The following is a 14140-nucleotide window of genomic DNA, read 5'->3' on the forward strand; positions in this document are numbered from 1 at the left end:
ATTCCGGTCTGTAGGACCACCACAATCTAAATAGAAGGAGATAACCATGCCGTTTGCCAATTATAAATTCCCCGAAGGTATTCTGGATCACGTCCGCAAGGAAGAGATCATCCATCGCACGACCGAGATGTTTGTCGAGTATTTCGGCGAGGAGGTTCGACCCTACACGATGGTGCTTGTTGAGGAGGTGAATGATGGCGGCTGGGGGCGTGCCGACGAAACCCTGACGCTGGAGAAAATGGGCCTTGCGAAACCGTCGTCGTGAGCGGGTTCAGTGCCACATGATGTTCGAGGCCATATGACGTTGTCGGAGCGCTATCGTCGACCCCCGAGAAAGTGATAGCGTGGCGACACGGCCATCGATCTAAGGTTGGTCGAGACGGTACCGCATTGAGGGTCAATCATGGATGTCACTTCCATCGCCAGTTTCAGTACCCAGCTCAGCCAGAGCCGATTGCAGGAGCAGGTGCAGATCCGTGTGTTGAAGTCCGCCGAGGACATGGCCCAGGCGGGCGCGCTTCAGTTGCTGGAGAGCGTGACGGCCAATGCGCCTGTGACAGCGACAAGCGCCAATCCGAACATTGGCGGGCAGGTTGATATTCGTGTCTAGTGTCCCGTTTGGCCGGACAGAAAAAGCCCCATGGCGCTTGCGCACCATGGGGCTTTTTTACGCCACTACTATCGACTTTCGAGGGGCCGGAATTCGCCGTCGGACTGGGTCGCCAGGCTGACCACGTAGATGGCAATCCAGGCGGCAATGAAGCCCGGAATGATCTCGTAGACGCCGGGGCCGCCCATAAAGCTGCCGTTCAGACCCAGCGAAATCCAGATGATGACGGTGAGGGCGCCGACAATCAGGCCGGCTACCGCGCCAGCACCCGACATGCGCTTCCAGGTCAGCGACAGGATCATCAGCGGCCCGAAGGCGGCACCGAAACCGGCCCAGGCGTTACTGACCAGACCCAGCACCTTGGAGTTCGGGTCGCTGGCGATGAAGGCGGCCACGATGCCCACCAGCAGGACGCAGACCCGGCCGACCAGGACGCTCTCCTTGTCGGACGCTTCCTTGTTCAGGAACAGGCGGTAGAAGTCTTCGGTCAGCGAGGACGACGACACCAGCAGCTGACTGGAGATGGTACTCATGATGGCGGCCAGCAAGGCGGCGTATAGGAAGCCGGTGATCAGCGGATGGAACAGCAGGTCGGCCAGCACGATGAAGATCGTTTCCGAGTCGCCCACATCCAGGCCGTTACGAACCGCGTAGGCGCGACCGAAGATGCCCAGGCTGATGGCGCCGATCAGGGAAATGGCCATCCAGGTCATGCCGATGTTCCGGGCCTTGGGGACGTCTTCAACCGTTCGGACCGCCATGAACCGCACGATGATGTGGGGCTGGCCAAAGTAACCCAGCCCCCAGGTCACCGCCGACAGGAAGCCGACGAACGTGAGCCCGTTCGTCCACGACAGGAAGTTGGGATCGACCGTAGCCAGCGTTTCCGACGCCTGGTCAAAACCACCGCCGCCGCTGCCAAACAGCACCACTGCCGGCATGATGATCAGGGCCAGCATCATGATGCAGCCCTGCACGAAGTCGGTCAGGCTGACCGCCAGGAAGCCACCGATGACGGTGTAGGTCAGGACGATACCCAGGGTCAGCCAGACCCCGATGGAGTAGTCGCTGATGACGGAGGAGTCGATGAGCGACCCGAAGGCGCTCATGAAGAGCTTGCCGCCGGCGACCAGGCCGGAAGCGGTATACACCGCAAAGAACACCACGATCACGATGGCCGATACGGTGCGCAGCGCCATGGCTTTCGTCGGGAAGCGATTCGCGAGGAACTCGGGGATGGTCAGGCTGTTGTCGTAGCGTTCGGTCTGTTCGCGCAGTCGGGGTGCCACCACAATCCAGTTGATGAAAGCCCCGACAAACAGGCCGATACCAATCCAGGCTTCAACCAGCCCGGTGGCATACAGGGCCCCGGGCAGGCCCAGGAGCAGCCAGCCACTCATGTCCGAGGCACCGGCGGACAGGGCCGCTACCGCGGGGCTGAGCTGCCGTCCGCCCAGCATGTATTCTTCGGATGAAGACGTGGATTTACGCCAGGCATAAAAGCCGATGGCGAGCATGAGGACAAAATAGAGTAGCAAGCTGATCCAGACACCTATTGCCATGAGTTCCTCCAGTTATTATTCGGCCGGTCCGCCCCGGCCCCTTAATGCGCCAGCTGTTCAGTGCACGCGTGGTCGTCCCATTCGATAGGCCCGCAGAACGACGTCTGACAATCCGTGTGGTCAGTGAGTTCATCCCGATAAACGATGAAGCGACGTCCTCGGCAAGCGTTCGTAAATGGTTGTGTCCTCTATAGTTGTAGTCGCAAGAGGCCGTTTGCTCAATGCCAACGGGTTGGCAAATATGATCTAAGTTGTCTTGGGGCGGGTTGTTTCAGGGCCCGTTGACATGGATTCGTGAGGCTATTGATGTCTGAAAGCGTGTTTCTGACGTCAGTCGTCTTTGTTCTCCCAGCGGCTAGAACAAGCCCATCTGGGGCTGCTCGGCGTCGAGGTTGAGCGCCTCCAGTTGGGGCAGGCGAGCCTGCAGCAATTCACTCCAGAGCGCGGCCAGCGACAGCGCATCGCCGTTGTCCGGCATGTGCATGAAGACGTAGGGCCGCTGACCACCTTCGATCCAGCTGGCGACCTTCTCCACCCAGGGCTGCAGGAACGGGCGGTTGGCTTCCAGGACCGGATGACCGACGTAGCGGATTACCGGCGGTGCCTCGACCGGCAGCACATGAACCGGCACCTTCGGCTTCTTGCGCTGGGCATCCACGATGATGTCGTTCTCCGGTTGGGCGCTGAACAGCGCCCGGCTGTCGAGACAGACCCGTGCAATCCGTCGCTCCCGCAGCCCCCGGTTCAGGCTTTTTTCGGCGTCCCCTTTGCTGAAATAGGCCGCATGGCGCACCTCGACCGCGCAGGTCAGCGGCTCGGGAAGCGCGTCGATAAAACGCCACAACCGATCCAGGTGCTCCGGCCCGAAGGCAGCGGGCAGCTGCAGGAGGAACGGGCCCAGTACGTCCTCCAGCGGCGCAATGATGTCCAGGAACTGGTTGATCTCGGAAGTTGGTCCGGCCAGCAACGGGTCGTGGCTGATCGCCCGCGGGAATTTGAACAGGAACCGGAAGTCCTCCGGCACCTGCGTTCGCCACTGGGCGCACTGGGCCAGGCTGGGCGTGGCGTAGAAGGTGGTGTTGCCCTCCACGGTATTGAGAACCTGGCTGTATCGCTCAAGCGGGCTGCCTCCGGCGGGAAGCTGGGTGTTCCACTTGGGATCGGACCATTGGGGGCTGCCGAGGTAATACGGGCGTGTCATGGGAGCGTCACGAAGCTGGCCAGGTTGGCAGACTATTCTACCGATATGGCCGGCAGGATCGACCCGGGAAGGGGCTCATGGTGGGTAGAACGCATGCTCACTCAGGGCGCCGCGGATCTGTTCCACCACCGCGTTGCTGAGCTGGCGGTAATCCGGGTAGGGCGTTAGCAGGAGCTTCCTGTCGGGATCAACGGCCACTTCCGGGCAATCGGTGAGCGGTTCGGCGTTGTGGGCCAGTGTCCTGAATCGCTGCAGGTTGTCCTTCCCGCCAATCCAGTGCCAGGTCGGTTCGCCGATCAGTTCGGGGGCGAAGCACAGCGCGGTTTGCCGGAACAGGCCGGTGTCCCGGAACGCTCGCCAGTCTCCGGCGGCGGGGCTGGCCATTTTGGCCAGCAGGGTGACGATCTTGCGCCAGTGGTTGGAGTTGGCGGCGATCAGGTCGCCGGCGCTGGGCTGATCGACCAGTTGAGACAGTCCGTTTGGCCTGTGAGGCAGGTACAGGACCAGGCTTGGGTGGGCCGGTCCCAGGTAGTCAGTCCGCGACATGTTGCGATGTCTCCAGTCCTTCGATAAACCGATGCAGGCAGGGATTGGGGTTGTCGGCGTTCCAGTAGACGCCCTGTTCCACCTGCGGGGATTCGACCAGCGGCAGGAACGCCGCTCCCGCCAGTTGCATGCGGCGCATGGAGTTCGGCACCAGTGCCACGCCCAGTCCCTTGGCCACCAGGTTGACGATGGTCTGCTGAAGGTGGGCCTCCACCCGTATGTTGGGTTCGAAATCGTACAGTCGGCAGCAGGCGGTCACGGCTTCGTGCAGGGCCGGCGCGGTAGTGCCCGGGAAGGTAATGAACGGATCCGGCGCGAGATCACCCACCGACACGATCGTGTCTTCCGCCAGCCGATGTGTCTCCGGCAGGACCGCGCACAACGGCTCGTGGAACAGCGGGCGGTACTGAAGTGTGTGGGCAAAGCGCAGCGGAAAGCTGATGCCCACATCGGCGCTGCCGTTCACCAGCGCGGCGTGCAGGTCCCGGGGCAGGGTTTCGTCGAGGGCCAGTGCCACGTCGGGATAGGCGTCGGAAAAGGAGGCGACCAGTTCCGGCAGGATGTTCCAGGCGGCGTACATGGTGAACGCGATCGTCAGTGTGCCGCGCTCGCCTTCGGCGGCCGCCCGGGCAGATTGGACCGCAACGTCCAGGTCGTCCAGCAGCCGGCTGACATCCATCCGGAATTGCTCGCCGGCCGGCGTCAGGCCCACTGAACGGGAGTGCCGCCAGAACAACGGCGTGCCGATACTCTCTTCAAGCGCGGCGATCTGCCGGCTCAACGGCGGCTGGGTGATGTTGAGGCGCTCGGCGGCCCGGCGAAAATTGAGCGTGTCCGCGAGGACCAGGAAGCTGCGAAGCTGGCGGATATCCATAAGCGATGCTGAATAGGTATCAGTGGATTATTTTTATAGCATTAGACGGTATCGATGGCCAGGCGTAGTCTTAACCGTCTTTTCGAACCCCTCGTGCGAGCCTGCCAATGACGGCTGTTGTAAACGTGTTGCTGCCCATTTTCGGGCTGATCCTGGCCGGTTACGTCTGCCGGCGAACCGGCTGCCTGGGCGAAACGGCGGCTTCGGAACTCAACCGCTTCGTGGTCTGGCTCTGCCTGCCGGCGCTGCTCTTCACCGCCACGGCGACCGCCTCACTGGATGCCATCTGGCACCCCGGTTTTATCGCGGTGGTGTGTATCGGCACCCTGTTTGTCTTCGTGATCACGGTGCTCTATCGGTGGCGTGGTGAGCGGCACCTGGCCGATGCCAGCATCGATGGATTGAGTGCCTCCTACGCCAATACCGGCTACATCGGTATTCCGCTTTGCGTGCTGGTGCTTGGGGATGAGGGGCTGGAGCCGGCGCTGGTGGCTACGTTGATCGTGGTCTGTGTGCTGTTTTCCATGGCCATTGTCTGCGTGGAGGTGGGGCTGCAGAACGAAGGGTCGGTCTATCACGCCGTGCGCAAGGTGCTCGTCGCGCTGGTCAAGAACCCGCTGGTGGTGTCGCCGATTCTGGGCGCCGGTTGGGCGGCTTCGGGGCTGGCGCTGCCGGAGGCCGCCAGTCGCTTCCTGGATATGTTGGGGGCTGCCACGACACCTTGTGCCCTGGTTTCCCTGGGGGCCTTCCTGGCCCACCGCGAACGGGGCCGGGCGCAGGGGGCCGCGGGTCTGGTGGGGATCAAGCTGATCGTGCACCCGCTGCTGGTGTGGGTGCTGGCCAGCTACGTTTTCCAGTTGCCGGCGCTCTGGGCCAAGGCCGCGCTTTTGCTGAGTGCGCTGCCCACCGGAACCGGCCCGTTCATGTTGGCGGAATATTACCGCCGTGAAGCCTCGGTGGTGGCCAGCAGCGTCCTGCTGTCGACGGTGGGTTCGGTGGTCACGCTGTCACTCTGTCTGTACTGGCTGGGGTGACCGGGCGGCCGCCAGGTGGTCGATCAGCGCCCGGGCGAACGGCGAGGGTGTGACGCGCGGATTGGTGCAAATCTTCAGATCCCTTTGGGCCCAGTCTTCCTTCACTTCGATGAGCGCGAGCGGTTGGTGGCCAAACGGCTTCACCGCTTCCCGCGGCACCAGCCCGATCCCCACGCCGGCCGCCACCATGCGACATACCGCCTCGAAACTCTTCACCTGCACCCGGACGTTCAGATGCGCACCGAGGCTTGAAGCCATGTTCATGGTGAACGTATGGATGGCCGACCCGGCGTGCAGCATGACGAACGGTTCGGACAATACATCCTCGAATGACAGGGCAGGGGCGTCGTCCAATGTGTGTCCCTGCGCCGTGATCAACACCAACCGATCTTCCCGGTAGGGCACCAGGGTCACGTCCTGGTGATCGTCGTGCTCCGCCACGATGCCGATTTCCGCATCGCCCCGGGCGACGCCGGCGAGGATGTCACCGCTGGTCTGCTCCTCAAGGTTCACGCTGATCTGCGGGTGCTGACTGAGAAACGCGGCCAGATCGTTGGGCAGGTAGCTGTGGATGGCATGGGTGTTGGCCCACAGCCGCACATGTCCCTGGATGCCTTCGGCATAGGGCGCCAGGTCGGAGTGCATCTGCTCGAGCTTGGCGAACACCTGCCGCGCGTGGCGCAGGAAAATCTCGCCGGCCCGCGTCAATTGCACGCCCCGGGCCTTGCGTTGCAGCAGGGAAGTGCCCAGCGAGCCCTCCAGAATCTTGATCCGGTGGCTTGCCGACGAGGGCGCCAGGAACACGCGTTCGGCACCGTGGGTCAGGCTCCGGCATTCGGCCACCGCAATGAACAGTCGTAGATCCGTCAGGTTGTATTTCATGAGAAGGATTCGAAATAAACGAAGGCTCGTGTGCTGAAAACGCAATTCTATCAGTGTTTCGTGAGTCATATGATTCAATTTCTTGAATCTTCGAAGGGCGAGTGGTTTTGATGCGTAGGCAGGTTTCTCCCCGGCAACTGGGTATCGGGCTGGCGGTGCTGGCGGCTTTCGGTTTTTCGTTCAAGGCGATTTTCGTCAAACTCGCCTACCAGGCGGCGCCGGTCGACGCGGTGACGTTGCTGTCGTTGCGGATGATCTTCTCGCTGCCGCTGTTCCTGATCAGCGGCTGGGCCTACCTGCGCAATGGTCCGACGCTGGGTGTCCGGGACTGGATGCTGCTGATCTTTCTGGGGCTGGCAGGGTATTACGGCGCCTCGATCCTGGACTTCCTGGGGTTGCAATATATCTCGGCAGGGCTGGAGCGGGTCATCCTGTTTACCTACCCGACCATCACCATCCTGATCGGTTTGCTGTTCCTGAACAAACCCGTCAGCGCCAAGCTGGTCGCCGCCCTGGTGCTGTGCTATGCCGGCGTCAGCCTGGTGTTTGTCAGTGACACGCAACTGGCGGAAGACAGTCGTGCGCCCTGGATCGGTGCGGGTCTGGTGTTCGCCTCGGCGGTATCTTACGCGTGCTACAACGCCTTTGCGGAAGTATCCATCACCAAACTGGGGGCGGCCCGGTTCTCGGTGCTGGCACTGGTGGTGTCGATCGTCGCAGCCCAGATTCACTTCCTGGCGGTGAACCCCGTCCGTGACCTGATTCAGCCATTGCCGATCTACGGCTACTGCGCGGCCATGGCGCTGTTTTCCACAGTCATGCCGATTTTTTTCCAGTCCGGTGCCATTCAGCGCATTGGCGCCGGGCCGACGGTCCTGGTGGGCATGTTGGGGCCGATCATGACGATTTTCTTCAGTTGGCTGTTGCTGGCGGAACCCATCACCTGGGTGCAGATGGCCGGCACCGCGCTGGTCCTGTTCGGGGTGTATCAGCTCCGGCGGGCGTGATGCGAGGCGGTTCGCATCACGCGTCGGTCACAAGCTTGCGGGCGCCTAATGACCTTTGCCGGTTAGCTCGTTAACGGTAGCTGCGTCTATCGAACGGTCCTGACCGCCCCAGGTCTGGCGCAGGTAGTTCACCAGTTCGGCCATCTCGGCATCACTGAGCTGGTCGGCAAAGCCGGGCATCGCCTGCATCCGCTCGAAACCGTTGAACGACTGGGCACCGATGCCGTCGTGGATCACCTTCACCAGATTGCGGGCGCTGTCCAGGCGTAGGGTGGTGTTGCCTTTCATGGCGACCGCCACATGGGGAATGCCCTCGCCGTCGGCACCGTGGCAGCCGGCGCAGACGTTCAGGTAGTGCCGGCGCCCCGCGCTGTCGGTCTGTTGGGTGTCGCTGGCCTTCACCACCGTCGCTTCGGGCGGGGTGTCTCCCATCAGGTAGACGGACATGGCCTTCAGGTCTTCATCGTGCAGGTGGCGGGTGCTGTGATGGAACACCGGGTACATCTCGCTGAACATGGAACCCTGCTCACTCATGCCTTCGCGCAGGAAGGTGCGCAGGGCTTGCGGAGTCCAGCCGCGCTCCGCGAGTGGTTTGGCGTTCAGGTCGGGAGCCTCGTAACCACCGATGACCGCCCCCTGCAGATGCTTGTCCCGGTCCACGGCGCCCAGGCTGTTGCGCGGGGTGTGGCACTCACCGCAATGACCCAGCACATCCACCAGGTACTGGCCGCGTTTCCAGGTGTCGGACTGCCCGTCACTGTCCCGGGCGTCTTTACCGGCGAACATGACGTTCCAGAAGTTTAGCGTCCAGCGCATGCTGAACGGCCAGCTGAGTTCGGTTTCCGGCGCCTGGATGTTCACCGGCTTGAGGTTCATCAGGTAGGCGTACATGGCGTCCGAGTCCTCTCGGGGAATCGTGTGGTACGCCGTGTAAGGCATGGCCGGGTAGAGCTGGGTGCCGTCCGGGAGTTCGCCTTCGGTCAGCGCGTGATAGAACGCGTCGGCACTGTAGTCGCCGATGCCGAACTCCTTGTCCGGGGTGATGTTGGTGCCGTAGACGGTGCCGAACGGTGTCTCGATCGGGCGGCCGCCGGCGTAGGGGGTGCCGTCTTCGCGGGTGTGGCAGGCGGCGCAGTCGGCGGCACGCACCAGGTACTGGCCCCGCTCCAGGGTGTCCTTGTCGGCGCCGGCCGCCCAGGCCGGGGTGGTGCCCAGGCACAGGGCGAACAACGTTGTGAGGGCGCTGCGATAACGCATGATCAGCTCCTCCCCGTGGTGGTGCCGGGTGTCTTCAGTACGGCGTCGCGGACGGCTTCGAAATAGCGCACGTAGCCGGTACAGCGGCAGATGTGGGACTCCAGCGCTTCGCTGATGGTGTCCTCCAGCTGTGACCGCGGCACCGGCTCCCGCTGCAGGCGTTCCACCAGCACCGTCGCCGCGTTGACGAATCCCGGTGCGCAGTAACTGCACTGGAAAGAGAAATGCTCCAGGAACTGCTGCTGCACGGTGGACAGCGCCTTGACCTCGCCCGCGTCGTCCCGCTGGGCGTGTCCTTCCACGGTGCGGATGGCCTTGCCGTCGAAGAAGTGGGCGCCGGTGATGCAGGTGCGCACCTCCTCGCTGCTGCCGTCCGGGTTGTCGACGATCACGGTGCAGGCCCGGCACATGCCCTGGCCGCAGCCGAAGCGGGTGCCGGTGAGGTTGCGGTACTCGTGCAGGTAGTCGAGCATCATCAGCTCTTTGGGAATGTCTTCCACCGGCTGGGCATCGCCGTTGATGGTCACCTTCAGCGGCCGCGTCGAAATCGTCATTGTGTTGGGCTCCTCCGGTGTCATAGGACCTCCCGGATCTTGTCCGGCGTGATGGGCAGGCTGCGGAAATGGTGGCCGGTCGCGTGGGCGATGCCGTTGCCGATGGCGCCGACAATGGGGATCATCACCACCTCGGCGATGCCCTTGGGCGGATCGGTGCGCGACAGCGGCGGCAGGATTTCCGAGGTCTGCTGCCAGACGGCGACCTCGCTGGCCCGGGGCACGTGATAACGGTTGATGTTCCAGGTGCCGTTGCCGGGACCGTCCTCGTACAGCGGCATTTCCTCGTAGAGGGCATGGCCGATGCCCATGGCCGCGCCGCCCTGGATCTGGCCGGACACCAGTTGTTCGACGATGGCGTTGCCGCATTCCAGGAACGTATGGTGGTTGAGCAGCGAGACCTTGCCCGTGCCCTTGTGCACTGCCAGTTCCACCAGTGCGCCGCAGGCGCTGTAGTAGGTGACGCCGGCGTTATTGCGCTGGGTCGGCGGGATGTAGAGATTCTTGCGGGTCAGCAGGTGATAGCCGCGCTTGCTGGACATCAGAGCCTTCTCCTCGTCGGACGCGCCCTGGCCGTACTGGACGGCGAGGCCATCCAGCGGCAGGTTCTCGGTGCGGCCGTTGATGTCGTAGTCGGCCCGGGACCACTCCCAGCGGTTGAAGGCGTGGGTGATGGCGCCGGTCACCAGCCCCATCTCGTGGGCGCGCTTGGCGAGGAATTCCAGCGACAGCGGTTCCATGCCCCGAGCGGTGAGATGACCGCCTTCCCAACGGGCGTTCTCTTCCCGTACCACATAGGGCGCTGACTGACCGCCGCCGATGCCGCGCTGCCAGTAGTCGACGGCGGCGGGCCACAGGCCGTGGCGGAAGATCACCCTGGCCGCCTCCAGCGTCGGGAACGAGAAATAGTAGGCGGAGTTACTGGCGCTCGAGGCCTGCAACAGCAACGGCGTCCAGCGCGGATCCCGGGCGGCCTTGTCCTGTTCGTCCTGGGACATGAAGTACGGGCTGGCGGTCTCGTACATCTGCATGTCGTCCCATTCCATCTCCGCCGTGCGCACCTGATCCGCCGCGCGTCCCAGCCAGGTGGCGACCACCGCGGCCTGACCGGTGGAATAGCCGGTGCCCATCTCGGCGCCGGTGTTGCGCAGTTCGATGCGGCCTTCCGGCGTCAGGCGGACCTCGGAGAACGCGGATTCGGCACCGTGACCAAAGTCCTTCTGCACGCAGGCAAAGCCCACCCCGTAATGTTCCTCGGGATTCTGGGCTTCGTAGGTCCGCTTGCGGTCTTCCCGGCCGGTCCAGATGGCGTGCTTCCGGGCCTTGTGCAGGATCTCCTCGCCACGCAGGTGGCCGGCCGGAATCGCGCCCTGGGTGTTTTTCATGCCGCTCTTGAACACGTTGCGCAGGCGCAGCTCGATCGGGTCCATCTTCAGCTGGCCGGCGATTTCATCCACCATCAGTTCGGTAGCGGACATGCTCTGGATGGTACCGTAGCCGCGGAACGAGCCAGCCTCCGGCATGCGGGAATAGATCGCCGTGGCCGTCAGGTCGCTGTTGGGCATGTAGTAGATGGACTGCGCCGCCGTGGTGCCGACAAAGGCCACGGAGTTGGAGAAGTTGGCGCGCCCGCCGCCGTTGGCGGTCAGGTCCTGCTTGAAGATCTGGAACTTACCGGTTTTGCGGTCCACCGCCAGCCGGTTTTTCATGGTGAAGGGATGGCGCTTCATGGTGGCCTGGAACTGCTCGTAGCGGTCGTTGGCCAGACGCACCGGCTTGCCGTCGGCATACAGGGCGGCAATCAGCCCGTAGTAGGGGAAAATGGTGGCGTCCTTGGACCCATAACCCACCGTGTAGGCCGGATGCAGGAAGAAGCGCTGGCTGTTGAAGCGGCTCTTGGACAGCAGCTCCGGCATCCAGTTGACCAGTTCCTGTGGGGACTGGGTGCCACAGACCACGTGCATGTCGCCCTTGTCCCGGTCGAACCAGCAGTTGGCGTTGTCCGCCTCCATCGCAAAATGGTCGGTGTACTGGGAATGGTATTCGCCCTCGAACACCAGCCAGTCGTCGGGGGCGTTGTCCAGTTTGTCCTTCAGCTGGTTGGCATAGAACATCGCCTTTTCGGTGTCCTTGCCGTTTTCCAGGGCCTCGGGCCAGACCGGGTGGCGCTTGCGGAAATCCGGGTAGAGCACGGTTTCCTGCAGGGCGGAGAAGGTGTCCTCGGCAAACGGCGTGTCGCCGCCGACGCGGATGTAGCGGAACGCGCCGTAGGGAGATTTTTCCGGCAGCGGGGTCTGGTCGCCGTAGACCACCACATCGTCGGCAAAGCGGATGCGGTTCTTGGCCAGCCGGTAGCGGGGAAAATCGTGGTAGATGAGCATGGCCACCGGGTAGCCCAGATACAGCGGCGTCTCGCCCTTGGGCAGGAAGAATTCAGGGCCGAAGAAGCGCGGTACTTCGATCTGGTCGCGGGCCATGTCCTCGGCGGTCACGATTCGGTCCGGCATCAACCCCGCTTTCTCAAGGCGGCTGAGATCGATGTCCTCGAAGCGGTGATCGCAGCGTGTGGCGCGGATAATGAACGCATGGGACTGTTGGTCTGGCCAGTGCGGCATGTCTTTCGCACGGATGTCCCGGGCAAACACTTTGCTGCCGGTCACCTTGGCGATGCCGTCGAGGCGGAAGCGCATGGTACTTTCCGCCAGCTGCCAGTCTTCCCGGGTCGGTGACAGGACCCGCTCCTCGAACAGGGCGCCAAAGGCGTCGCTGCCAAAGGGTGCGAGGTAGGCTGTCACACCGGCGATGGCGCTGCCCTTGAGAAAGGCGCGCCGGGATATGTGCGATCTGGACATACCGAGATCCTTCATCGGTGCAAATGATAGGAGACCACTATAGTTAAAACCTGACCGTCTGCACAGGTTTGTGCGGCCGCCTTTGGAGAATGCAAAGCAAGCGGGCCCTTGGATAAGGGTAGTGCACGCAGGGGAGAAGACCGTTGAAAAATCCGGATTGGCGGGTTGGGCCGTGGCCGGCAACCCGCCGCTTCACTGGGTAGACGTTAGCTGAACGCTTCTTCCCGGACACGGGCGTTCGATTTGGCAGGACGTTTGGTCGGTCGGGTGCCTGTGTGCTTACGATAAGCCAGGTCGTAGTCCTTCAGTTCGAAGACGTTCAGTCGCCGCTTCAGTGCTTTCAAAGACCAGGGCCAGGCGGCGAAGTTGCGGCCGTTCTGGTCCAGGTAGTAACTGCTGCAACCGCCGGCGTTAAAGACGGTGGTCTGCAGGTTTTTCTGGACCTTCCGGTTGTGCTTTTTCAGCACCTTCCGCTTGATCGTCAGCTTGCTGATGGATCGGCGCTTGATCTTCCAGAGCCCGTCGATGATGTAATCCAGTTGGGCCTCGGCCAGGCGGATGAACGAATCGTAGACCAGTACGTTAGGACCGAGAATCAGGAAGGCATTGGGCACGTTCTCGATGGTCGCGCCCAGGTAGGCCTCCGGCGAGCTGTCCCTCCACAGGTCCGCCAGGCGTTCGCCCTTGTCGTTGAAGACCCGGTTGCCGATGGGCGGATGCGACACGTCAAAGCCCGTCCCCCAGATGATCACGTCCACCTGCCGGCGCTCACCGTTGGCGGCGATCACCGTGTTGCCGTCGACGGCCACCAGGCCGCTTGGGATCAGCGACGTGTTGTCTGCATGCAGGGCGGGGTAGTAGTCGTTGGCGAACAGGATGCGTTTGCAGCCGAGCAGGAAGTCCGGCGTGACCGCCTTGCGCAGGGCCGGGTCGCTGATCTGGAATTTCAGCAGTTGTTTGGCGGCCTCGTTGATCGGCTTCAGGACCTTCGGGTTGCGCAATCCGAAATTGATGGCGTTGAGTGAGCCGGCCACCGCCTTGCGCCAGCCCTGCTGGATCGCCGGGAACCGCTCGATCGCCTGTTTGGCGGCCTCACCTAACGGCAGGTCCGGTTTGGGCAGCACCCAGGGTGCGGTGCGCTGGAACACATGCAGTTCCTTGGCCTTCGGCTGGATCCGGGGCACGAACTGGATGGCCGAGGCGCCGGTCCCGATCACGGCGATGCGCTTGCCGGTCAGGTCGTAGTCGTGATCCCAGTGGGCGGAGTGGAACATCTTGCCAGTGAACGTTTCCAGTCCGGGAATGGGCGGTGTTTGCGGCTCGGTGATCGGGCCGGTGGCAAACACCACGGCTTTCGCGAGGTACTGGCCGTTGCTGGTGTCCAGGCACCAGAGGTGCCGGTCCTCATCCCATACCGCCTGTTCCAGCTCGCAGTTGAATTCGATCAGGGGCGTGACATCGAAGTCGTCGCTGACGGTTTCCAGGTATTCGAGGATCTCGGGCTGTTTGGCAAACAGCCGGCTCCAGCGGCTGCTCGGCGCAAAGGAATAGGAATAAAGCGAAGAGGGCACGTCACAGCCGCAGCCCGGATAGGTGTTCTCCCGCCAGGTGCCGCCGACTCGGTCGGCCTTCTCGATGATCTTGAAATTGTGGTAGCCGGTTTTCTTGAGCTTGATCGCGGCTGCGAGCCCGGAAATGCCGGCGCCCACGATATAGGTGTCGTAAACAGAGGGTGTATTCATCGCTATTGGCTATCGCTTT

13 protein-coding genes are annotated in these 14140 nt (G+C 62.7%); 4 read left to right on the top strand and 9 right to left on the bottom strand.

Annotated features, from left to right (window positions below; all coding sequences use genetic code 11):
• The first annotated feature begins 46 nt into the window (after window positions 1-46).
• Together J3364_RS14840 and J3364_RS14845 are read left to right on the top strand one after the other, a co-directional pair.
• Window positions 47-265, top strand: coding sequence for a tautomerase family protein (locus tag J3364_RS14840; protein ID WP_349559094.1), 219 nt, complete (start codon window positions 47-49; stop codon window positions 263-265).
• Between the two features lie 138 nt (window positions 266-403).
• On the top strand, window positions 404-610 hold the full coding sequence (locus tag J3364_RS14845; RefSeq protein ID WP_349559095.1) for a YjfB family protein: 207 nt from the start codon (window positions 404-406) through the stop codon (window positions 608-610).
• Window positions 611-678: 68 nt separating this feature from the next.
• Here J3364_RS14845 and putP read toward each other — a convergent pair whose 3' ends face one another.
• The 4 genes from putP to J3364_RS14865 all read right to left on the bottom strand — a co-directional run bounded on the left by putP (window position 679) and on the right by J3364_RS14865 (window position 4793).
• Entirely contained in the window at window positions 679-2172 is a 1494-nt protein-coding gene (gene putP, locus J3364_RS14850) for a sodium/proline symporter PutP (RefSeq protein WP_349559096.1), read from the bottom strand.
• Window positions 2173-2527: 355 nt separating this feature from the next.
• Complete coding sequence (locus J3364_RS14855) at window positions 2528-3373, bottom strand: DUF72 domain-containing protein (protein WP_349559097.1); 846 nt, start codon at window positions 3371-3373, stop codon at window positions 2528-2530.
• A gap of 75 nt (window positions 3374-3448) precedes the next feature.
• Entirely contained in the window at window positions 3449-3919 is a 471-nt protein-coding gene (locus J3364_RS14860) for a DUF6942 family protein (protein ID WP_349559098.1), read from the bottom strand.
• Window positions 3906-4793 carry a LysR family transcriptional regulator gene (locus J3364_RS14865; protein WP_349559099.1) on the bottom strand — a complete coding sequence of 296 codons (888 nt, stop codon included), beginning with the start codon at window positions 4791-4793 and terminating at the stop codon, window positions 3906-3908. Before J3364_RS14865 ends, J3364_RS14860 begins: the two co-directional genes overlap by 14 nt.
• A gap of 107 nt (window positions 4794-4900) precedes the next feature.
• On the opposite strand from J3364_RS14865, the gene J3364_RS14870 reads away from it, so the two are divergent.
• Window positions 4901-5827 carry an AEC family transporter gene (locus J3364_RS14870; protein WP_349559100.1) on the top strand — a complete coding sequence of 309 codons (927 nt, stop codon included), beginning with the start codon at window positions 4901-4903 and terminating at the stop codon, window positions 5825-5827.
• Here J3364_RS14870 and J3364_RS14875 read toward each other — a convergent pair.
• Window positions 5801-6709, bottom strand: a complete 909-nt coding sequence (locus J3364_RS14875; RefSeq protein ID WP_349559101.1) for a LysR family transcriptional regulator — start codon at window positions 6707-6709, stop codon at window positions 5801-5803. The genes J3364_RS14870 and J3364_RS14875 overlap by 27 nt on opposite strands.
• A 110-nt stretch (window positions 6710-6819) precedes the next feature.
• Between J3364_RS14875 and J3364_RS14880 the strand changes: the two genes are divergently transcribed.
• The gene (locus J3364_RS14880) at window positions 6820-7716 is read left to right on the top strand and encodes a DMT family transporter (RefSeq protein WP_349559102.1); all 897 of its coding nucleotides are present in this window, start codon (window positions 6820-6822) and stop codon (window positions 7714-7716) included.
• Window positions 7717-7761: 45 nt separating this feature from the next.
• On the opposite strand, the gene J3364_RS14885 is transcribed toward J3364_RS14880, so the two are convergent.
• From J3364_RS14885 to J3364_RS14900, 4 genes are all read right to left on the bottom strand, one after another.
• Window positions 7762-8973 (bottom strand): c-type cytochrome, encoded by a 1212-nt coding sequence (locus J3364_RS14885; RefSeq protein ID WP_349559103.1) that lies wholly within the window; start codon window positions 8971-8973, stop codon window positions 7762-7764.
• A gap of 2 nt (window positions 8974-8975) precedes the next feature.
• Complete coding sequence (locus J3364_RS14890; protein WP_349559156.1) at window positions 8976-9521, bottom strand: (2Fe-2S)-binding protein; 546 nt, start codon at window positions 9519-9521, stop codon at window positions 8976-8978.
• 26 nt (window positions 9522-9547) lie between these two features.
• Complete coding sequence (locus J3364_RS14895) at window positions 9548-12379, bottom strand: xanthine dehydrogenase family protein molybdopterin-binding subunit (protein WP_349559104.1); 2832 nt, start codon at window positions 12377-12379, stop codon at window positions 9548-9550.
• 206 nt (window positions 12380-12585) lie between these two features.
• A complete protein-coding gene (locus J3364_RS14900) occupies window positions 12586-14121 on the bottom strand; it encodes a flavin-containing monooxygenase (RefSeq protein ID WP_349559105.1) in 1536 nt (511 codons plus the stop codon).
• Between the last annotated feature and the right edge of the window lie 19 nt (window positions 14122-14140).

The organism is Marinobacter sp. NFXS9 (assembly GCF_040148665.1).
GTDB classification, from domain to species: Bacteria; Pseudomonadota; Gammaproteobacteria; order Pseudomonadales; family Oleiphilaceae; genus Marinobacter_A; species Marinobacter_A mangrovi.

What these genes read in the sequence shown, in the direction of transcription:
- J3364_RS14840 (WP_349559094.1), top strand. Translation starts at nt 47, where the DNA reads ATGCCGTTTGCCAATTATAAATTCCCCGAAGGTATTCTGGATCACGTC.
- J3364_RS14845 (WP_349559095.1), top strand. Translation starts at nt 404, where the DNA reads ATGGATGTCACTTCCATCGCCAGTTTCAGTACCCAGCTCAGCCAGAGC.
- putP (WP_349559096.1), bottom strand. Translation starts at nt 2,172, where the DNA reads ATGGCAATAGGTGTCTGGATCAGCTTGCTACTCTATTTTGTCCTCATG.
- J3364_RS14855 (WP_349559097.1), bottom strand. Translation starts at nt 3,373, where the DNA reads ATGACACGCCCGTATTACCTCGGCAGCCCCCAATGGTCCGATCCCAAG.
- J3364_RS14860 (WP_349559098.1), bottom strand. Translation starts at nt 3,919, where the DNA reads ATGTCGCGGACTGACTACCTGGGACCGGCCCACCCAAGCCTGGTCCTG.
- J3364_RS14865 (WP_349559099.1), bottom strand. Translation starts at nt 4,793, where the DNA reads ATGGATATCCGCCAGCTTCGCAGCTTCCTGGTCCTCGCGGACACGCTC.
- J3364_RS14870 (WP_349559100.1), top strand. Translation starts at nt 4,901, where the DNA reads ATGACGGCTGTTGTAAACGTGTTGCTGCCCATTTTCGGGCTGATCCTG.
- J3364_RS14875 (WP_349559101.1), bottom strand. Translation starts at nt 6,709, where the DNA reads ATGAAATACAACCTGACGGATCTACGACTGTTCATTGCGGTGGCCGAA.
- J3364_RS14880 (WP_349559102.1), top strand. Translation starts at nt 6,820, where the DNA reads ATGCGTAGGCAGGTTTCTCCCCGGCAACTGGGTATCGGGCTGGCGGTG.
- J3364_RS14885 (WP_349559103.1), bottom strand. Translation starts at nt 8,973, where the DNA reads ATGCGTTATCGCAGCGCCCTCACAACGTTGTTCGCCCTGTGCCTGGGC.
- J3364_RS14895 (WP_349559104.1), bottom strand. Translation starts at nt 12,379, where the DNA reads ATGTCCAGATCGCACATATCCCGGCGCGCCTTTCTCAAGGGCAGCGCC.
- J3364_RS14900 (WP_349559105.1), bottom strand. Translation starts at nt 14,121, where the DNA reads ATGAATACACCCTCTGTTTACGACACCTATATCGTGGGCGCCGGCATT.